The sequence below is a fragment of the Marinobacter salexigens genome, from assembly GCF_018860765.1.
GTDB lineage: Bacteria > Pseudomonadota > Gammaproteobacteria > Pseudomonadales > Oleiphilaceae > Marinobacter > Marinobacter salexigens_A.
The window spans coordinates 223,339-243,479 of record NZ_JAHKPV010000006.1 but is presented as its reverse complement, the minus strand read 5'-3'; the positions used below and the strand labels follow the sequence as shown (position 1 = coordinate 243,479).

General features: G+C 53.8%; 22 protein-coding genes. 8 read left to right on the top strand and 14 right to left on the bottom strand.

Features of this window, described 5'->3' with window-relative positions:
- Positions 1–2 precede the first annotated feature (2 nt).
- From nirJ to KO508_RS06690, 6 genes are read right to left on the bottom strand one after another with little or no spacing between them, the layout of a single operon-like run.
- Positions 3–1,199 carry a heme d1 biosynthesis radical SAM protein NirJ gene (gene nirJ, locus KO508_RS06715; RefSeq protein WP_216007574.1) on the bottom strand — a complete coding sequence of 399 codons (1,197 nt, stop codon included), beginning with the start codon at positions 1,197–1,199 and terminating at the stop codon, positions 3–5.
- Positions 1,200–1,215: 16 nt separating this feature from the next.
- Positions 1,216–1,740, bottom strand: a complete 525-nt coding sequence (gene ahbB / locus KO508_RS06710) for a siroheme decarboxylase subunit beta (RefSeq protein ID WP_216007573.1) — start codon at positions 1,738–1,740, stop codon at positions 1,216–1,218.
- A complete protein-coding gene (locus tag KO508_RS06705; RefSeq protein WP_252737972.1) occupies positions 1,715–2,158 on the bottom strand; it encodes an Lrp/AsnC family transcriptional regulator in 444 nt (147 codons plus the stop codon). Before KO508_RS06705 ends, ahbB (KO508_RS06710) begins: the two co-directional genes overlap by 26 nt.
- Before the next feature lie 28 nt (positions 2,159–2,186).
- A complete protein-coding gene (gene ahbB, locus KO508_RS06700; RefSeq protein WP_216007571.1) occupies positions 2,187–2,720 on the bottom strand; it encodes a siroheme decarboxylase subunit beta in 534 nt (177 codons plus the stop codon).
- Positions 2,717–3,181, bottom strand: a complete 465-nt coding sequence (locus tag KO508_RS06695) for an AsnC family transcriptional regulator (protein WP_216007570.1) — start codon at positions 3,179–3,181, stop codon at positions 2,717–2,719. The genes ahbB (KO508_RS06700) and KO508_RS06695 overlap by 4 nt, the downstream gene beginning before the upstream one ends.
- A 37-nt stretch (positions 3,182–3,218) precedes the next feature.
- The gene (locus KO508_RS06690; RefSeq protein WP_216007569.1) at positions 3,219–4,943 is read right to left on the bottom strand and encodes a nitrite reductase; all 1,725 of its coding nucleotides are present in this window, start codon (positions 4,941–4,943) and stop codon (positions 3,219–3,221) included.
- Between the two features lie 226 nt (positions 4,944–5,169).
- Between KO508_RS06690 and KO508_RS06685 the strand changes: the two genes are divergently transcribed.
- The 5 genes from KO508_RS06685 (at position 5,170) to nadN (ending at position 9,983) form a co-directional block, all read left to right on the top strand.
- Positions 5,170–5,535: a c-type cytochrome gene (locus KO508_RS06685; RefSeq protein WP_354668015.1), complete on the top strand. Its 366-nt coding sequence runs from the start codon at positions 5,170–5,172 to the stop codon at positions 5,533–5,535.
- Between the two features lie 23 nt (positions 5,536–5,558).
- The gene (locus KO508_RS06680) at positions 5,559–6,782 is read left to right on the top strand and encodes a cytochrome D1 domain-containing protein (protein ID WP_216007568.1); all 1,224 of its coding nucleotides are present in this window, start codon (positions 5,559–5,561) and stop codon (positions 6,780–6,782) included.
- 30 nt (positions 6,783–6,812) lie between these two features.
- Positions 6,813–7,592, top strand: coding sequence for a CbbQ/NirQ/NorQ/GpvN family protein (locus KO508_RS06675; protein WP_216007567.1), 780 nt, complete (start codon positions 6,813–6,815; stop codon positions 7,590–7,592).
- Positions 7,567–7,941 carry a hypothetical protein gene (locus KO508_RS06670; RefSeq protein WP_216007566.1) on the top strand — a complete coding sequence of 125 codons (375 nt, stop codon included), beginning with the start codon at positions 7,567–7,569 and terminating at the stop codon, positions 7,939–7,941. Before KO508_RS06675 ends, KO508_RS06670 begins: the two co-directional genes overlap by 26 nt.
- A 212-nt stretch (positions 7,942–8,153) precedes the next feature.
- A complete protein-coding gene (gene nadN / locus KO508_RS06665; RefSeq protein WP_216007565.1) occupies positions 8,154–9,983 on the top strand; it encodes an NAD nucleotidase in 1,830 nt (609 codons plus the stop codon).
- Between the two features lie 108 nt (positions 9,984–10,091).
- Here nadN and KO508_RS06660 read toward each other — a convergent pair whose 3' ends face one another.
- The 6 genes from KO508_RS06660 to KO508_RS06635 form a co-directional block, all read right to left on the bottom strand.
- Complete coding sequence (locus KO508_RS06660) at positions 10,092–10,331, bottom strand: cytochrome C oxidase subunit IV family protein (RefSeq protein WP_200361941.1); 240 nt, start codon at positions 10,329–10,331, stop codon at positions 10,092–10,094.
- Positions 10,332–10,343: 12 nt separating this feature from the next.
- Positions 10,344–10,937, bottom strand: coding sequence for a cytochrome c oxidase subunit 3 (locus KO508_RS06655; RefSeq protein WP_252737955.1), 594 nt, complete (start codon positions 10,935–10,937; stop codon positions 10,344–10,346).
- Position 10,938: 1 nt separating this feature from the next.
- Positions 10,939–12,762, bottom strand: a complete 1,824-nt coding sequence (locus KO508_RS06650) for a nitric oxide reductase activation protein NorD (RefSeq protein WP_216007564.1) — start codon at positions 12,760–12,762, stop codon at positions 10,939–10,941.
- A gap of 11 nt (positions 12,763–12,773) precedes the next feature.
- Positions 12,774–13,742, bottom strand: coding sequence for a 4Fe-4S binding protein (locus tag KO508_RS06645; RefSeq protein ID WP_216007563.1), 969 nt, complete (start codon positions 13,740–13,742; stop codon positions 12,774–12,776).
- Positions 13,743–13,808: 66 nt separating this feature from the next.
- On the bottom strand, positions 13,809–15,224 hold the full coding sequence (locus KO508_RS06640) for a cbb3-type cytochrome c oxidase subunit I (RefSeq protein WP_216007562.1): 1,416 nt from the start codon (positions 15,222–15,224) through the stop codon (positions 13,809–13,811).
- Between the two features lie 10 nt (positions 15,225–15,234).
- Entirely contained in the window at positions 15,235–15,684 is a 450-nt protein-coding gene (locus KO508_RS06635; protein WP_216007561.1) for a c-type cytochrome, read from the bottom strand.
- Positions 15,685–15,871: 187 nt separating this feature from the next.
- On the opposite strand from KO508_RS06635, the gene KO508_RS06630 reads away from it, so the two are divergent.
- Positions 15,872–16,789: an AEC family transporter gene (locus tag KO508_RS06630; protein ID WP_216007560.1), complete on the top strand. Its 918-nt coding sequence runs from the start codon at positions 15,872–15,874 to the stop codon at positions 16,787–16,789.
- On the opposite strand, the gene KO508_RS06625 is transcribed toward KO508_RS06630, so the two are convergent.
- Entirely contained in the window at positions 16,758–17,405 is a 648-nt protein-coding gene (locus KO508_RS06625; RefSeq protein WP_216007559.1) for a cation transporter, read from the bottom strand. The genes KO508_RS06630 and KO508_RS06625 overlap by 32 nt on opposite strands.
- Before the next feature lie 84 nt (positions 17,406–17,489).
- Positions 17,490–17,966, bottom strand: coding sequence for a Cd(II)/Pb(II)-responsive transcriptional regulator (gene cadR / locus KO508_RS06620; protein ID WP_216007558.1), 477 nt, complete (start codon positions 17,964–17,966; stop codon positions 17,490–17,492).
- Positions 17,967–18,079: 113 nt separating this feature from the next.
- Between cadR and KO508_RS06615 the strand changes: the two genes are divergently transcribed.
- A complete protein-coding gene (locus KO508_RS06615) occupies positions 18,080–19,699 on the top strand; it encodes a BCCT family transporter (RefSeq protein ID WP_216007557.1) in 1,620 nt (539 codons plus the stop codon).
- Positions 19,671–20,123 (top strand): universal stress protein, encoded by a 453-nt coding sequence (locus KO508_RS06610; protein ID WP_216007556.1) that lies wholly within the window; start codon positions 19,671–19,673, stop codon positions 20,121–20,123. The genes KO508_RS06615 and KO508_RS06610 overlap by 29 nt, the downstream gene beginning before the upstream one ends.
- The last annotated feature ends 18 nt before the right edge of the window (positions 20,124–20,141 follow it).

Genomic DNA, 20,141 nt, shown 5'->3' with positions numbered 1-20,141 from the left:
CCTTAAAGATTGTTGACTGGAATTTCGACCACCGGCGCAGCGACGCGTCGGGGCATTTCGATAACGCCAATCTCCTCGTTGGTGAGGTAGCAACCGGGGTCTTCTTCCCAAAAATCACCGGAAACGTTGTAGGCCCTTACGCGGGTGTTGCCGTTGCAAATTGCTAAATATTGGCATTGCGCACAGCGGCCTTTCACAGGCCGCGGTTTTAGTCGGAAGCCCAGCATTAGCTTATCGTCGGCTTCTGACCAGATCCGTGAAAAGGGTTTGTCTCGCACGTTGCCCAGATTGTAGTCCCACCAAAAAGTATCGGGGTGAACGACGCCCAGATTGTCGATGTTGGAAACGTTCTGGCCGGAGGAGTTGCCCCCCCAATTAACCAAACGCTGCTCCAGAGCTGATACCTGATCGGGGTAGTGCTCTGCCGCCCACTGGAGCAGGAAAGGGCCGTCGGCATCGTTGTTACCGGTTACGTACTCGCGTTCTATGCCGCGTTTCAGCTCTTCGTGGCAATGGTTGAACAACAGGTTCATTGCATCCCGGGTCATGTCATACCAGGCATCGCGCTTGCGATTGCGACCGCCTCGGCCCGAGTAGTTGAGGTGTGAGAGGTAGAACTTGTCGATGTCGTGCTCGTCCAGCAGCTTGAGCATGTCGGGCAGTTGCACTGCGTTATCTTGTGTAAGAGTGAAGCGCAGGCCTACTTTAATGCCAACGTCTTTACACAGCTTGACCGCTTTCATGGAGGCGGCGAAGGCGCCTTTTTTCTGGCGGAACTCGTCGTGAGTTTCTTCCAGACCGTCAATGCTGATGCCCACGTAATCGTAGCCAGCGTCAGCAATTTGCTGGATGTTGTCCTCGGTAATCAAGGTGCCGTTGCTGGACAGGCCTACGTAAAAGCCCAAGTCTTTGGCGCGACGTGAAATATCGAAAATATCCGGGCGCATCAGTGGTTCGCCTCCGGAAAGGATAAGCACCGGAACACCGTAGGCTTTGAGATCGTCCATCACGGTATAGACTTCATCGGTACTCAGTTCACCCTTGAAATCGATATCCGCAGAAATCGAATAGCAGTGCTTGCAGGTGAGGTTGCAGCGGCGGATTAGGTTCCAGATCACCACCGGACCGGAGGGCTTGGGGATGGCTCTCACCGGGGCCGGATTCATCAGGCTTTTTATATAGCGGGTCATTCTGAACATGGTGCTTCCCCTTGCGTTATTTGCGCAGCCGCAGGCCGGTTTTTTTCAGGATGGCCGAGCTGTAAAGAATGGTGTGTTGCCGGCAGGCGTCGCCTAGCACCGCACGAATCTGTGCGGCTTTGTCTTCTACTTCTTCCCGGGTGGTGCCATGTACCATGGCAAACAGATTGAAAGACCAATAGGGAAGGTGCCGTGGCCGGCGATAGCAGTGGCTCACGAAAGGCAGTTCACCGATGACGGCGCCCAGTTCCGCGATGCGATCGTCGGCAATGTCCCACACGGTCATGCCGTTGTAGCGGTAGCCCAGACGATAGTGGTCGGGCACGGCTGCAACCCGGCGTATCACGCCGGCGTCTTGCAGGGTCTGGAAGCGGGAAAGTACCTCGTCGGCGTCCATGTTCAGCTTCGTGCCCAGTTCGGCCCAGGGGTCGGATACCAGTGGCAAGCCTGCCTGAGTGGCAAGAATTAGTTCGCGGTCGCGCTCTGTCATTACGAAGCCGTTGTGTACTGCGGCGTCAGACAGGGAAGTGGAGGTGGACATGGAACTCCTGCTCCTTTGGCATGTTGTAAACCGGGTAACCGGTGGTGTCTTCAATGGCGCTGACGGTGTTGGCAATGGCGGCTTGAGTTTCAGTTGCCAGAACAAACCACATATTCAGATCATGTTCGCGGCGGTAGTTGTGTGCGACTTCGTCAAAGCTGTTTACCTGTTCGGTAACCCGCTCGAAATCTGCCTCTGGAATGCGCATGGCTGCGAGCGTGAGGCCGCCACCTAATTCACCCGCATGGAACATGGGACCGAAGCGGGTAAGCACACCTTCAGCAAGCAGTTTTCCAACCGTGTCCAGTACTTGTTGCTCGCTGAGATCGAGCTCTTCTGCCACTGCCGCGTAAGGTTGGCGTACGAGCGGCAATCCGTGCTGCAAACGGTTGATCAGAGCCTTCTCAGCTGGGTTCAGATCTGCAATTGGCGCTTGGCGTCGGGATTCAGTCGTGGTTGACATAGCGTCCTCCACGCTGTCTGTACGCCTTATTGCTGAACAGCACGGAATGTTGAATGTGCTGGAGGCTGTGGTCAGCAATCAGGCTGTCTAGCTGTGTTAGTACGCGTTCGCGGTTGGTGCCGTGAATCATACAGAACAGGTTGTAAGGCCAGTCTGGGAGTCGTCTCGGGCGTTGGTAACAAAGAGTGATAAATGGCACGTCGGCCATGGCTTTGCCCAGCGCCTGTATCTGCTCATCGGGGATGTTCCAGACCACCATGGCGTTGGCGGTGTAGCCCAGTGTGCGGTGTTTCACCACCAGCCCGAAACGTTTGATCAGGCCGTCGTTCTGCCATTGAGTAATGGCGTTTATCACTTCCTGCTCAGAGAGGCCGGTTCGCTCTGCAAGAGCCAGATAAGGCCGGGGCACAAGCGGCAGCCCCTGCTCAAGTTGCTGTCTGAGCCGCAACAAGCCCCAGGCGCTTGTTGAAGTTGCAGCATCCAGAGCGAGACGGTCGGCCGAAATAAGTTGGCTCATGACAAGGCCTCCCAGTCGATATCGAAGCCGAGGTCGATGTGATAACCCTCAACCATGGGTAGGCGAAGCATGGGCAGTTTCAATTCCTGTTCCAGTTCGTCGAGATGCTCTTCCAGAAGTTCGTAATCCGGTGCTGTCATCACAAACCAGAGATTGTAGGTGTGCTCCCGGGCGTAATTGTGATTCACCCCCGGAGCACGGTTGATACGAGCGGCCACCAGATCCATTTGCTCCTCGGGAGCCGCCACAGCAGCCAACAGGCTTGCACCTGCCTGGCTGTGCTCAAACACCGGCCCGACCCGGCCAACGACATCGTGAGACTGTAACGACTGCAACCGCTCAATGACCTCCTGTTCGGAAATGCCGAGTTGTCGGGACATCTCCAGATAGGGTCGTTCACACACCGGCAAATGCCGCTGAAAGTGATTGATCAGTTGTTGGTCCGTTTGGTCCAGTCTCATTGCTCGTATTCTCCGGGTCGGCGCGGTTTTACGCTTTCTAGTAGACGTCGTGCTGAGTGTTGTAGACGTTGAACTTGCCAGTCGGAGTGACCAGACGTTCATCGTTGATAACCTTTTTCAGCTTACGAGTCTTGTCGTCCACCACCACAATGGCTGACCTCTGCTCTTTGCCATTCCAAACGGAGAACCAGACTTCGTCACCTGCCACGTTGTATTCAGGTTGAACAACCCGCTTGGGACCTTCGCCCAGATTTGCCCATTCGGCGATCGGCAGTACTTCGTAGCCGCTTTCAAGGTCGTCGATGTTGTACACTGCAACACTCTGGCTAACGGATTCTGCTGGGTTCAGAGGAGTATCGACGTACAGGTTTTTGGATTTGGGGTGGGTTTTGATGAACAGTGAACCACCGCCTTGACCATTGAAGGTTCGAACAACCTTCCAAGCATTATCCGGGTGGCCTTCCGGGTCTGTCCCGATCAACTGGATCGTTGGGTCGCCCAAGTGGCTGGTTGCCCATACCGGGCCATGCTCAGGGTCCACAAAGTTGGCGCCACGGCCGGGGTGAGGGATTTTGCCCACATCTACCAGAGCTTCTAGTTCGCGCTCTTGGGAGTCGACTACTGCAATTTTGTCGGACTGGTTGGCCGCAGTCATGAAGTAGCGCATGCTGCTATCCCATCCTCCGTCGTGCAGGAATCGTGCTGCGTCGATGGTGGTAGTGTTCAAGCTTTCCATGTTTTCGTAGTTCACCAGCATGATCTTGCCGGTTTCTTTCACGTTAACAATGAACTCTGGGTGCGCATGAGACGCGACGATTGCCGCAACCCGAGGCTCAGGATGGTATTCCTGAGTACCCACGGTCATGCCCCGGGTAGCCACGATTTTCTTCGGCTCCAGAGTCTCGCCATCCATGATTACGAACTGCGGTGGCCAGTAGGCGCCAGCGATGGCGTACTTATCTTCATAGCCTTTGTACTTGGAGGTTTCTACCGAGCGGGCTTCCAGACCAATTTTGATTTTGGCTACGGTGTCCGGGTGCTCCATCCACAGATCGACCATGTTGATTGCGGCATCACGCCCGATAACAAACAGGTAACGACCAGATGCAGACATGCGCGAAATGTGCACCGCATAACCGGTTTTGAGAATTTCAACAATTTCTTTGGATTCACCATCAATCAACGCAATTTCACCGGCATCGCGTAGGGTAACGCTGAACAGGTTCGGCAGATCAAGATCGTTCATCTGCTTTGTCGGCCGATCTTCTGGCTTAACAAGTACTTCCCAGGTGTTCTTCATGTCGGAGAGCCCCCACTCAGGAGGTGCGGGTGGCTCGTGCATCAGGTACTTCGCCATCATCTCGACTTCGGCTTCGGTGAGATCACCGGAGGTGCCCCAGTTAGGCATACCGGCGGGGGAACCGTAGGTGATGAATGCCTTGAGGTAATCGATGCCTCTTTCCTGCGTGATGTCGGGAGTCAGCGCCTTACCGGTGGCGCCCTTACGCAATACACCGTGGCACCCAGCGCAACGCTCGAAGAAGATCTTTTTGGATTTCTCGAACTCAGCATCGGTAAGATCTGGCGCGCCAGGCGAGCGGACGACTTTGGCAGACGCCGAAGCGATCGGGCTGGAAGTGCCCTCATAGGCGGTTTCGGCGGGGTCAGCGTTTTTCGGGGCGGCATTCACGGTCATCACGCCAAACGACGCGACAGCCACGGCAAGCGCCAGTGGTTTCAGTAATAAATGGGGTGCTCTCATCAGGTTCTCTCCTTTGAATTAAGAGTGTTGTTAGAGTTCTCTTCTTTACCTTGATGAACATTGATTAAAATCAGATATATATTATTTGTCCAGTGAGTACCCACCCATGGGTATAACCAAAGAGTTGTTGTGACGGGGCACGTTTTTAACCAATATCAAAGATGCGTTTGGTAGGCTGCACCACTATGTTGAAAACCTGCTACAGAGCCATGGGAGAAATCATGCTGTGAATGGTTTCGAAAGGAATAAAGCTAGTTGGCCATTTGGCCTCATACAGGTGTTGTTGATGGTGATTTTGTCGCCATCTGCACTGCTGGCGGATGGCCAACCAGAGCCATCGTCTAGTCTGTCCGCTCTTGAAAACCTTGTGATGCAAGACTGTGGCTCCTGCCACGGAATGACGCTAAAAGGCGGACTTGGCCCGGCTCTAAGACCCGAAAACCTTAGTCACCTACCAGAAAAAGCTATCGCGGCCATTATCCGAGAGGGTATTCCGGGGACTGCAATGCCGCCCTGGAAGCCTCTGCTAGCGCCTGTTGATATTGAATGGATCAGTCATCAGTTAAAGACCGGTGAGCTGGTCTCGCCCTAATATGTGTCTGGAGGACGTACCCGATGTTTCGAGTGACCCGCTGTGTGAAGCGTGTGCTTTTGCTGTCAGTGTTTTCGGTGCTACTGAGTGGTTGTCAGTCTCTTTCCGGCTCCAGCGGTGGCTTGATGGGCACCGGTGATTTGGGTTTGATTGTCGAACGTGCAAGTGGCTCTTTATTGGTTATTAACACGACCAGTCACAGTGTGATCAACCGCATTGAAGGGCTAGGGGACTTATCTCATGCCTCAGTGGTTTACTCTCGGGATGCCCGTTACGGATTCGTGTTTGGCCGCGACGGAGGTCTCACTAAGGTGGACCTGCTTACTCAGTCCATCGTTGGCCGGGTAATTCAATCCGGTAACAGTATTGGTGGCGCGATTTCTCAGGACGGCCGCTTCGTTGCGGTGTCTAATTACGAGCCAGGTGGGGTGAAGGTTTTTGACAGCAAAACGTTGGAATTGGTGGCTGATGTCCCAGCTACCTATGTTCGGGAGAGCGGTGAAACCGCACAATCAAAAACCGTTGGTCTGGTAGATGCGCCGGGCAATCGTTTTGTGTTCAGCCTGTTTGATGCCGGGCAAATTTGGATTTTGGATATGCCGGATGACACTACAAGCAGCAAGCCTGAAGTGACCCGGTTCGATGCTGGAAAAGCCCCCTACGATTCCATGATCACACCGGACGGACGTTATTACATTGCTGGTCTGTTTGGCGAAGATGGGTTGTCCATGCTGGATTTGTGGGACACCGGCGCAGGTGTTACCGAAATTCTGCCGCATTACGGCAAAGGCGAGCAACAGCTCCCCGTCTATAAGATGCCGCACCTTGAAGGCTGGACGGTTGCTGATGGCCGGGCATTCGTGCCGGCTGTAGGCCACCATCAGGTGCTGGTGGCCGATATGAGTGACTGGTCGCTGGTGGACAAGATACCGGTGCAGGGACAGCCGGTTTTCGTGATGGCGAGCCCCGATAACCGAAGAATATGGGTGAGCTTTGCGCATCCAAAAAATGACGTAGTTCAGGTGATTGATTCTCAAACTCGCAAAATAATTCGCACGCTTGAACCGGGCAAGGCTGTGCTGCACATGGAATTTACTCCAAGGGGTGAGGAAGTCTGGGTGTCCTCTAGAGACAGCAATCGGGTTACGGTTTACAACACTCGAACTCTTGAGCCTGTTGCAGAACTGGATGCGATAAAGCCCAGCGGCATTTTCTTTTCCAGTCGGGCCCATGTGCTCGGTCTATAACTTCAAGCCAGTAACCAGAGGCTTCCTCAAATGACGTTTTACCAGCCAGTTGGTAATGAGATAGAACTTTTCCAAGCCGCAGCCGATAACGGCCTGCCGGTTCTAATTAAAGGACCGACAGGCTGCGGTAAAACTCGCTTTGTCCGTTACATGGCTGAGAAGCTGAAACGGCCGGTTTATACCGTAGCCTGCCACGACGACCTGACCGCCGCCGATTTGGTTGGACGCCACCTCATCGGCCCGGAAGGCACCTATTGGCAGGATGGCCCATTGACCCGCGCGGTTCGTGAAGGCGGCATTTGCTACTTGGACGAAGTGGTAGAAGCCCGCAAAGACACAACGGTAGTGCTACACCCGCTGGCAGATGACCGCCGGGAATTGCCCATAGAACGTACCGGCGAACTGCTCACAGCAGCACCCGGCTTTATGCTAGTGGTCTCCTACAACCCGGGTTACCAGAGCCTACTCAAAGGCATGAAGCCCAGCACGCGCCAAAGATTTGTATCCTTGCGGTTTGATTACCCTTCCGAAGAGGCGGAACAAACCATCGTAGCGGAAGAGTCCGGATGCGACCGAGATCTTGCGAAGCAACTTGTAAATCTGGCGACAGCGCTGCGTAATTTAAAAGACCACGATCTTGAAGAGGCCGCATCAACCCGGCTGCTAATACACACAGCGCTATTGATTCGCGCTGGCTTGCCTGCAGAGATAGCCTGCCGCGCAGGCATGATCGAGCCATTGTCAGACGACGAAGCAACAGTTATTTCATTGATGGAGGTGGTATATGCAGTATTCGGGCGCCCGGAATAAACCCGCTAGCGGAGCGATTGTTCCCGTTGTTTGGTATTTGCTGAATCTATTGGCAACGCCGGTTATTGGTTTTGTGATTTTGTTTTGGCTGTTTATTAAAAGCCCTGAAACCAACGAGCTGCGCCGAGCCCATACCCGGGCGGCGTTGTTTATGTCGTTGATTGGCTTTGTCTTGATCAGTTCAGGTGTTCTTATTAGCTGGATGGCCTTCGGCGATGTTGGCCATTTCGGCACCTTTGCTTTGGTTTGGGCAATCGCGCTACATACCGGTTTTGTGCTGTGGGGAATGATTTCTCTGGCTCAAGCCATGTCTGATAAGCCGCCTTTGTTTCCGGCTAAGTGGCTTTAGCCTGTTTTGAGGGGCTTTGCGTCTGGGCTTGTACTTTCGAGCCCAGATTCCTTGCTGCTGTGACCACAAAATAGACCTTTTCCCGCTTTTAATGGACCGAAATGTCGAGGTAGGGTCAGGCGGCTGTTAATTTTCTTGCAACAAAAGCATCACCTTACTGACTTCAAATGAGGGGAGTATCAGATTATTCATAAATAATCTGGAGTCAGTAAATGATTCGTAAGTCTGTCTGGATAACACTTCCTCTCATCGCCTTGGTCGGCTGCAACAGCGATAGCGACGATAACAGCAACATCTCGGCTGCGCCTTTGAGCCTGAACGTCCTTCACATCAATGACCACCACTCTCACCTGGAGGGTGACTCGCAGTTGCTGACTATTGGCGGGCAGGACACTGAGTTTTCCGCTGGCGGCTTTCCTCGTGTTGCCGCCAAAATTGCCGAACGCGAGTTGGCATTGGATAACGTGCTCAAGCTACACGCGGGTGACGCTATCACAGGCACCCTTTACTTCACCGCCTATGAGGGTGAAGCGGATGCCGAGTTAATGAACTTGGTCTGTTTTGACGCGTTCGCTCTGGGCAACCACGAGTTCGACCGGGGCGATGAAGGACTGAAAAAGTTCCTTGATTTCCTTGCAGATGGAAGTTGCCAGACATCCGTATTGGCCGCCAATGTTATCCCGGAAGTAGGTACCCCTCTGGCACCGACTGCCGTTGATGATTACATCAAGCCTTATGTCGTGAAGGAAGTCGCTGGTCAAAAAGTGGGCATTATCGGCATCGATATAGGCAACAAAACCCGGAACAGCTCCAGCCCTCTGGCGACCACCCAGTTCCTGGACGAAACCGAAACTGCCCAATCGGCAATTAATGAACTGGAAGCGAACGGCGTTAACAAGATCATTCTGCTGACCCACTACCAATACGAGAATGATCTGGCGCTGGCAGAGACCTTGTCTGGTGTGGACGTCATAATTGGAGGTGACTCTCACACCCTTTTGGGTGATTTTTCCAGTTTCGGCCTTACATCTGCAGGTCCTTTCCCAACCGAACGCACTAATGCAGACGGCGATAAAGTGTGTGTAGCGCAAGCATGGCAGTATTCTCAAGTCGTTGGTGAACTTAACATCCAGTGGAACGCTGAGGGTATTGTGGAATCCTGCTCGGGTGTTCCGCATCTTCTGCTAGGGGATGAAATCGTTCGTGAGGATGGTGAAGGCACCGAATATACTCCCACTGGGGCAGAACTTCAGGCGATCATGAATGCCGTTGACGACGCTCCGCAATTGAGCATTGTGACTGAGGATGCCACTGTGGCCAATGCCTTGGCCAACTATACTCAGCAACTGGATACTTTCCGAAATAACGTTGTAGGTACCGCAACGGAGGATCTCTGCCTCGAACGTATCCCCGGTCAGGGTCGAAGCAGCCTTCCAAGCTGCGACGGAAGCACAGAAGAGCGCGGCGGTGACATCGCCAATATTGTTGCTCAGGCCTTTCTGTTCCTGAGTAAGAATGCCGACGTATCGATCCAGAACGCCGGTGGAGTGCGCACAGACATAGAGGCCGGAGACGTCACCATTGGTGATGCTTACACGTTGTTGCCCTTTGCCAACACACTTGTAGATCTGACTATGACAGGCGCGGAAATCCGCCAAGTACTGAACGAAGCGGTTATGTTCGCCCATGCCCCGGACGGCTCCACCGGCGCCTATCCCTACGCAGCAGGCCTTCGATGGGATGTGGACATGACGCGCAGTGAAGGCGACCAGTTGTACAATATTGAAGTCAAGGGTCGGGATGAGACCCAATGGCGCGCATTGACTGATGCTGAGAGCCTGAACGTGGTCACCAACAGCTTCACCGGAGCCGGTCGGGATGGGTACGTTACATTCGGGACGGTCACGGGTGACGGTCGCTCGGTCGACACTTTTCTGGATTACGCCCAGTCCTTCGTGGACTATGTCGTTGAGCAAAATGCCATCAGTAAGCCGGTTCTGGGAGATTACTCAACCAAGTCTTACAATGCTCCTGCCAACTAACACATAGCTATAGTATGACGTCTAATCGCCGGCCCATGTGATCATGGGTCGGCCTTTATAATTAGTTGAAGCGCATCGCTAAAGGTTGTGATGCTGTCTTATTGTTCGTCATGTGATTATATGAAACCCTGCAACAGTAACGATCACCACAGGGGCCCATAACTGGGCCGCCAACCTCCAGGCGCGCGGTGCGTGTTTCATTTCCATGAAGTGATCGACCAACAGCAACGCCTTCACGATGACCATTCCAAAAACCAGCCAGGCCAAGAACTCCGGGCCGATTCCAGCCTTTAGTGCGATCACCGGCAGGGCTGTGCAAATCATAAGTGCAAAATAAACCGTCAGCATACTCAGCTCTCCCTAGGCCAGAACGTAAATCATCGGAAACAACACCAGCCACACCAAATCCACCATGTGCCAGTACGAAGCGCCGGATTCCATGCCATTCATATCCGAGCCGTCGTAGTCGCCATTGCCGACTTTAACCGCCAGAACGATCAAAATGACCTGCCCAAGAATCACGTGCATGAAGTGAAAAAACGTTAGGAAAAAGTAGAACATGAAGAAAGTATCCGTACCTAGATTGTAGCCTTGACTGTACAGATTCACGTACTCATACATTTTGCCAACGGTGTAAACGCAGGAAACCGCAACTGCCAGCCAAAGCCGCCATTGAGTGCCAGTCCGTCTGTGGCGAAGTTGATGGACAGCGGTTGCGACGAAATAGCTGGCAGTAATCAGCGCAGCGGTATTCAACAAGCCGACTAGCGGATGCAGAACTTCGCGGCCAGCGTGAAAGGTGGTCGGGTCCATGCTACGTGCAACCGCAAAGGCGATGAACATGATGCCGAATACCGCCAGTTCGGCGAAAATAAAGATCCACACCGCTATGTCGCCAGGAAGCTGGCGAGTATTGGAGTCTGGAGAAGGGTTCTGATTCGTCATATTGCTCATATCACTGTGTCAGGTTCAGATAGAGTTTAGGGAGCTGCAATGGCAACTGTGCCGGGTCGCGGATGACCACGAAGTTGCTACTGCCGAATACATAGGGCAGGTATTCGCTGGCTTCGTCATCGATGGTGACGCAAAACGGTGTTAGTCCGGCTTTTTGGGCTTCCTGCACGGCCATGCGAGTGTCTTCCACGCCGTACCGACCTTCATACACGTCCAAGTCATTCGGCTTTCCGTCGGTCAGCAGTAGCAATATCTTTTGGTGCTCGTGGCGCATCTCTAACAGCTTGGTTGCCTGACGAATGGCAGTGCCCATGCGGGTGTAAAATCCCGGTTCCAGTGCCTGAATACGGCCTCGAATAGTACTCGTATAGGGTTCATCGAAGCTTTTCAGGTGGTGAAAACGCACATGGTCTCGGCGCCGGGATGAAAACGCAAACAGGGCGAAGGGGTCGCGGCTAGCCTGCAGGGCTTCGCTGAGCAGTTGCAGTCCATCTCGGGCAACGTCGATGACCCGTTGGTGGTTGTTGATATAAGTTTCGGTCGAGAGTGACACGTCTGCCAGTACCAGACAGGCCAGGTCACGCTGGCTTTGTTGGCAGCGGCGGAAGAGCTTCTGATCGGTAGTGCCTTGTCCGCGCCGGTGCTGCACCTCACGCTCAAGGCAGGCATCTAGATCCAGCTCATCGCCGTCCAGTTGCCGTTTTTGCCACTGCTTGAGCGGCTTGAGGGCGCTGAACTGCCGTTGTAGAAGCTTGGCAGGTCGCCTTAGTGCTTCGGGAAGTTCTGCAGGCACGGCATCTTTTGCCAGCAGAGGTTGCAGGCAACAAAATCTCTCGCGATAGCTTTGGCTGCGCCAATCCCACTCCGGCAGGTGAATTCCCGGGCCGAGGTGCAGGTCATCGTGTTCTTCTGAGGGTAAATCCAAATCAAATTTGATGGCTGATGACGTTTCTTTGCGATCGTTGGATACGGAAATCATGTCCATGTCATCCGCAACGGCTTCGGCGTCTTCCTCGTCGGTATCATCTCCTGCCCTGTCAACTGGAATGAACTCCGTCCAGGAGAACAGGCTTTCCAGCCGGAAAATCATCAGCCCCTGATCGCGATCAAAAGCCTCTACTCGCTCTGCCTGCTTACGCTTGTTCTTTTTGGTGTGGCCACCCGGGCTGGAGTGAGTGTCCTCGTCACCGGTTACCTGGCCGTTGGCTTTTCCTTGCTCCAGCGCCGGATACAGCCAGAGGATAACAGGCCAAGGGTCGGTGTCGGCAGGAGGTAGGGTGGGAACACTGCCGGGATGAATCAATGCTTGGCAGATGGCTTGTTCGCGAACCGCCTCAGGGTCGGTCAGGCTGTCAGGGTCAGGGCGCCAGTACAGAACATGCTTGACCAGGCGCTGGTATACGTTTTCCAGCCCCGGCCAGCGCAAGAGAACATCCTGTACCAGGGCTTGGTTTCCGGTAAACCAATCACTGTCCGCTGGGGCCGGGGTGGCTGCAAGTGCAGCCAGCCAGATGTAGAGATCCCGGTTCAACTGTTTCGATGGGAATCGGGCAACTTTTTCTGGCAGGCGCAGGTTTTGCTCGTCCCGCCAGGCCAGTTCACACTTACGGTGAGTTCCTGCGAGTTTGTGCAAAAATCTACGGCGCAGGCGGAAGTGTCGGGGCTCTGCGGTCACCAAACTGAGTGCCGGGTCGCCTCCAAAGGCACGAAAAACAATGCCCAAGCTTCTGGCTTCGTCTTTTAGGTAAACGGCGTGCTCTGGAAATTCGCCCAAAGCTTGGCGGGTAATGTACTCATGCCACTTATAGCCGACCCATTCTTCCATCTCGAACTCCTCTAGGCCCGCTGTCGGACGGGCTTGCCGGTAGACTGCTGTCTTGTGTCCAACTGGTGGATTGGAATAAGAACGGTTTGCCGGCTTGGCTCGCCGGGTTGCCAGTGCAGCAGACTGCCTTCTGGATTGTTTTTTTGCACCTCACGGCAAGCGCTCACGCATTGCAGGCACTGGGTGCAGGAGAATTTTGCGCGTTTGTGACTGCGGGTGGGCAGCCGCATGGGGCAGGCCTCATCGCAGGCTTTGGTGCAGTTCTGACAGGCTGCTGCCCGGGTGGTGTCGAACGTTACTAACTTGCCGCGGCCGTGGGTCATCCAGGCAATGCTCTGCACCACACCAAAGGCGCAGCCGTATTTGCAGAAGAGATGGCGCGCAAATAGGAAATCCAGTGTGAACACCAAGGTTGCAATTGCCAGAAAAACTGATGGGTAGAAGCTTAGGTTGCTAGTGACCAAGTCTGTATAGAGCGGAATGGGTGGCAGCAGGTAAGAAAGCATCGCCAAAGCCCAGGAGAAGCCAATCAGGCTGCACGCCAGCGTTAGGCCCGCCCAATGTATAAACTTGCCACGGCGGCCTTTTTTAAAGGCTTCCCAGAGTGTCGGACGGCCGGTAATGCGGGTCATCAAGTCGTTGATGGTTTCCACCACAGAAAAATGTGGGCATAGCCAGCCGCAGTAGATACGGCCCCATTTCCAGGCAACCCAAAGCACAAGAGGGACCAGAACAAGAATGGGAAGGATGAACCATAGTAGAACCTGACTGGCGACGTCCGAAGGAGAACTTTGCACCACCCAGTCGAGATTCAGATTGAATGAAAGCGGAAAACCCAGCAATACAAATCGGGCTTCCGTTAAGTCATAGCGAAAAATATTCAGAACCGGTGCCAGCAGGAACAGCCCAAAAAACGAAACGCGAGTGAACAGGCGCTTGCTCTGGAGTGTGTCTTTGGGGGTTGCCTGCTGCACGGTCACAGTTCAGTTCCAGAGTAGACAGGGCCGGAAACAAGCTCCGGCCCTGTGGGTTAGAAGGACGCTGATTTACGCGTCCTGAATAGCAGCGCCTCGAACTTCCTCGTCAAAAGATGCTTGTCCCTTGATAAAGAAACTGCCGAAGTACACTACAAGCCCGGCCATAAAGAAGCAGCCAGCAATCATGCGCGCCCAGTAGAACAACGCGATGTTGTCTTGAGTTGCCATGAACGATAGTGCTTCGCCGCTGTCCGGAATACGCTGCAGCCAGATTTGCAGGATGCCTGCGCCAGTCAGGAACAGCGTGATGAACACCATGGAGATGGTCATCAGCCAGAAACCCCACATTTCCACAACCTGAGCAGTATTGCTGTTGCCATAAGGCCGGCCACGCATGATAGGCATGGCATAGGAAATGATGGTGAGCACGATCATCACATAAGCACCGTAGAAGGCCATGTGGCCGTGGGCTGCTGTGAGCTGGGTGCCGTGGGTGTAATAGTTGACCGGAGCCAGTGTGTGCAGGAAGCCCCACACGCCCGCGCCGAGGAACGCCATTACAGCAGTACCCATGGCCCAGAGCATAGCCGCCTTGTTGGGGTGGTTACGCTTGCGCCGGTTAATCATAGTGAAGGCAAACAACACCATCATAAAGAACGGCAAGGGTTCCAATGCGGAGAACACGGAGCCTAACCACAGCCAATACTCGGGTGGCCCAATCCAGAAGAAATGGTGACCGGTACCGATGATGCCGGTAATCAGTGCCATGGCGATGATGATGTACAGCCACTTCTCGATCACTTCTCGGTCTACACCGGTGATCTTGATCAACACGTAAGCCAGAATGGCGGCCATGATCAATTCCCACACACCTTCAACCCACAGGTGCACCACAAACCACCAGAAGTATTTGTCAGTGGTGAGGTTGCTCGGGTTGTAGAAGGAGAACAGCCAGAGTACTGCCAAACCAATCAGGCCAGTAATCAACACAATATTGACCACGGTCTTACGGCCTTTCAGAGCCGTCATCATGATGTTGAACAGGAACCCGACCACCACTAAGGCTATGCCAATTTTGGTAATCGTGGGCTGCTCAAGGAACTCCCGGCCCATAGTGGGCAAGAGTTTGTTCATGGTGACGTCCGCCAAAGTGGCGTAATCCACAAACAAATAGCCAAGAATGGTTAGTGTGCCAGCAACGGCAAAGACCCAGAACAGAATCCAGGCAAGTAGCGGGCTGTATAGCTCGGTTTGTGCTTCTTCAGGTACCAGATAGTAGGTTGCGCCCATAAAGCCGAACAGCAGCCATACAATCAGAAGGTTGGTGTGAACCATCCGCGCAACGTTGAAGGGTATTTCCGGGAATAGAAAATCACCCACTACATACTGCATGCCCAGCACGAGGCCGAACACGATTTGGCCCGCGAAGAGCACCAAGGCAAAGATGAAGTAGGGCATGGCGACCCGTTGAGACTCGTATTTCATGGTTTCTCCCTTAGCCTTCGATATTGGGTGGCCAGCCGTTATCGTCGATCTTGGATGTCCACTCGAGGAACGAGGACAGATCGTTGATTTCCTGGTCGGTCAGGTTGAATTGCGGCATTTGCCGGCGACCGGGCACGTTGGTGGGCATGGCGTTCATCCAGGCGTTCATGTACGCCTTGAAGACTTCGCTGTCAGCCCCGCCACGGCGGTCGAATACGTTGGCAAGCTCTGGTGCAAAGTATGCACCTTCACCCATTAGGGAGTGGCAGCCGACGCAGTTGTTGTTTTCCCAGACGTGTTTGCCCCGGACTACCTCCTCGGTAAGCTGGTCTCTGTTATCTCTTTCGGGCATAGCCCGCGATTGAGTATCAAAAGTCAGGACCAGAAACAGCAGGATGAAGAATGTACTTCCTCCCAGATATATGTTTCTGGCCATGCTTTTGGTAAAGCGTTCGGCCATTGGTCTCTCTCCTTGGTCGTTGTGAAATACCTGACTGCCCTACTAGGATATAAAGATGTATTCGTAATGCTGTTGATGATTATCAAGCATTACTGAAGATCTCACTATTGCGCCGGGGAGTTACCTCTGCAGGGGTAGGTGGTAGACTTTGCAACCTTTTCTATGAACCTGACTGCCTGGAGCAATAATGGCCGCAGCCTTGGCGTTGTTTATCAAGCTGATCCCGCTTTATGTCACGGTAGCTCTGGGCTGGGTGGCTGGTCGCTATCTGGAGGCCAGCGGAAAGCATATTGCTGGCATCATGCTTTACATCGTTACACCCTCGGTGGTGTTCTCCGGTGTTATGGCCGCGCCACTTTCGCCAGAGGTTATCTTCCTTCCGTTTTTAGTGTTTGGATTTGCCACGCTGCTTGCAGTTGCCCATCTTAAACTTGCCCGCCGGGTGTTAACCGATGGCAGTGCCAGCATGATTCCCCTGTGTGTGGGGTCAGGTAATACGGGTTATTTCGGTGTGCCGGTCGCTTTACTGTTGTTCGGGGAAGAGGGGCTGGCGATTTATATTGTGTGCATGTTGGGTGTCACCCTGTACGAAAGTTCGGTGGGCTACTACCTTGCGGCACGGGGGCGGCATGATCTTAAAGACTCACTTTTGCGCGTTGCAAAACTACCCTCCGTATACGCCTTTCTAACGGCCGTAACGCTGAATCTTTCAGATATCAGTATTCCTGAGGTGTTTGTGCCGCTGTTTGATAACCTGCGTGGCGCATACAGCATTTTGGGTATGATGATCATAGGTATGAGCATCAGCAGTTTTCGCGGTTTGGCGGGCAATATGAGGTTTACCGCCTTGGCATTTTTCGGCAAGTTTGTGGCCTGGCCCCTGTTGGCAACGGCATTCTGGTGGCTGGACTCGCAGGTGTTGGGCGTTTATGAGCCGGCCGTACACAAGGCCATATTCCTAATTTCCATTACTCCCATTGCCGCCAATACCGTGGTAATCGCAACCTTGCTGGATACGTCTCCGCGGCAGACGGCCGGTACCGTGATGTTGTCGACGCTGTTTGCTCTGGTGTTTATCCCGGTAATGATTTCGCTGGCGTTCTAGCGCGTTCGTTGGCCTGTGCGATATCTGTTCGGGCGTGACGTACTATGCTGACGCCTGCGGTTATTGCCAAAGTACCCATAATTGCAGCGACCACAAGATCCGGCCATGCGCTTGCGGTACCAAACACACCCAACGCAGCGGCCATAACAGCCAGATTGCTGATGGCGTCATTGCGGCTACATAGCCACACCGACCGCATATCTGAGTCGCCGTCTCGATACCGGAAAAGAATAAGCGCCACGCCTACATTGGCAACCAGCGCTAGCAGGCCAATGGTTCCCATGGTTAAGGGTTCGGGGGTTGTTCCTTGCTGCATTACCCAGAGTGCACGTACCCACACAACCATGCCAAAAACCGCCATGGTAATGCCTTTAACCAAAGCCGCGCGGCCGCGCCAAAGCATGCCCATAGAGAGAACGGAAAGCGACAGAATGTAGTTGGCACTGTCACCAAAGAAGTCGATGGCGTCTGCCATTAATGAGACGGAGCCAGACTGTAAGCTGGCAACGCCTTCCACGAAGAACATAATCAGGTTCACCCACAGAGCAATCCAGAGCGCGCGACGAAAGCCCGGAGCAGGGGATTGGGGTTCAGGGCCAGAGCAACTGCATGCCATACACACCTCCATAATCGTTAAGCGTGCAGTAAAAACCCTGTAGTAGCTACAGGGTCAACCCTTTGCTTTCGACTTTTTACCGTTTTAACGCTTGCCCGGCCTGTGGGTTCCCGGCACGTGGTTTTCGTGATCGTCCCTATGGTCGTTGTGTTCTGGATGCGGAGTGTTTAGCTCTGAGCTAAGCCCTCCCATAATGCCGCAATCTTGAACCGTGCCTGCGTCTGAGCAGGCTTTTTGCAGTTGTTGCAGCGTTTTTTCGAGGTTTAAGAGTTCATTTAAGCGGTTCCGGACATGGTTCAGGTGGTTGTCGAGAAGGGCATTTACTTGATGACAGTCTGCTTCGGGATTTTCGGAAAGCCGAATGAGTTCGCGTATCTCGTCCTGAGTCATATCAAGGTTACGGCAGCGCTTGATAAAAAAAAGACGATCCAGATGCATATTGCGATAGGCCCGGTAGTCGCTGGCGTCACGGCCCGGCTCTGGAAGTAAACCGATTTTTTCGTAGTACCGGATGGTTTCCACGGGAATGCCCGTGGCTTTCGCGAGTTCACCAATTTTCACGTTAAATTGCCTCTGTCGAAGTCGGGTAATATTCTGAGCCTGCCTCACAACGCGTTGGTGCATGTGATAGCGTAAGGCTTTCGGAGATCTTTTCACAAGAAACGGAGGTTCATGTGCTGGAACGGCTGCAACGTCGGTTGGGATTGCAGACCATACCGGGGGTGTTTTTTACCTCGGCCGGTGTGGCCACCCTGTTTGTTGCTCTTGCGGTGCCGTTTGATGAAGCTGTTGCTGGCAGCTTTGGCCTGCTGACCGGTTGGGTGGCTCGTAATCTTGGCTGGTTCTATATCCTCTCTGTTAGCGCCTTACTGATTTTCCTGCTTGGCCTGGCCGTGAGCCGCTATGGCGATATCCGCTTGGGTGCTGACGACAGCCGCCCCGATTATTCCAACCTTACCTGGTTTACCATGCTGTTCGCTGCTGGCATAGGCACTATTCTGATGTTCTGGGGTGTTGCCGAACCTGTATCTCACTTCTCCAGCCCACCGTTTGACGGCGTACAGGCCGGCTCTGAGCAGGCTGCCAGCGATGCTATGACCATAGCGCTTTATCATTTTGGCTTGCACACCTGGACCATCTTTGCCTTGCCAGGCCTGGCGATCGGCTACTTTGCCTACCGGCACAACTTGCCCATGCGCATCAGCAGCCTGTTCTACCCGATACTCGGGGAGCGGGTCTACGGCCCCTGGGGCTGGGCGGTCGATGTTATTGCCGTGCTTGGCACTTTGTTTGGTGTGGCGACCTCCCTTGGGCTGGGGACTCTGCAGTTGAACAGTGGCCTGAATTATCTGTTTGGCACGCCTTCCTCCGGGCTGGTGCAGGTTGCGTTGATTACGGTTATCACCAGCATTGCCGCTACGTCGGTGGCTCTGGGGCTGGATAAGGGCGTACGCCGGCTTTCCCAGCTTAATATTCTTCTGGCGATGGCTTTGCTTGCCTTTGTTCTCATCGCAGGCCCTACAGTGTTCATTGCGGAAGGGATGGTGCAGAGCGTCGGGGACTACTTTGATGCCTTGCCGTGGCTGGCATTCTGGACGGAAACCTTCAAAGACACAGACTGGCAGAGGCAGTGGACCCTGTTCTATTGGGCGTGGACGATTTCCTGGGCGCCTTATGTGGGAATCTTCATTGCCAGGATTTCCCGCGGACGAACCATTCGTGAGTTCGTTGCCGGAGTGCTGTTTGCACCCACGGCCTTTACGCTTGTGTGGTTTGGCATCTTCGGTTTATCCGCGATCAATGTCGAAATGGGTGGCGAAATCGCGCTGGCGGAGCAGGTACATAAGGACCCTTCCGTGGCCATTTTTGCCTTTCTGGAGGCGTTTCCTTTTTCCGGTGTGGCGTCTGCGCTGAGTGTGGTCATTATCGTTGTTTTCTTTACCACCTCATCCGACTCCGCCTCTCTGGTCATCGATATGCTGACCCGGCGCGATGACCAGCCTTCACTGGTGCGCCAACGAATTTTCTGGGCGGTCGCTCAGGGCGTGATTGCCGCCACCCTGCTTTTGGCGGGTGGCCTGGATGCTTTACAGAACGTGATTACCTCCCTGGGCCTGCCTTTCTGCATCCTTCTGATATTCATGGCGGTGGCGTTGTTCAGGGCGCTTCGCGCAGATTACCGTGGCTACAGTATGAACGAACTGGTTCATGGCCGCGCCTTCCCGGAAGTGGAGGCGAGCTCTGAAACCAAGCAGGAGAGCGAATATGTACCAGAAGCTGTTGATCGCAATTGATCCCGAAGACGATGGTGAGGGCAAGCGTGCTCTTGAGGCAGCCATTAGTCTGTTGACTGAAGACGGTGAGCTTCATCTTGCCAGTGTATACAGCCCCGGAGGGGCCGGGTTTTTTCCGCATGTAACCCCGGATGCTCCGGAAAAGAAAGAGGCCGAGGTCCACGACGTACTGGATTTGCTTGCCCGTAAATACCTGCCGATGAACCGCAGTGCCACCTTGCATGTGGTGGCCGGAAACACTGGGGAAAAACTGGTGGGTATGGCCGGCCAGCTGGGCGCGGATCTTATGTTATTGGTTTCCCGGGGTGGTGGCCATTGGCCAATGCGCAAGGCAACTGTTGAGTATGTTTCGGTCAATTCGCCCTGTGCTGTTTTGGTATTGCCTTCTCTGGAGAAAGCCGAGCCTGAGAATACGGCAGAGTAATTCAACAGGGTCACGACA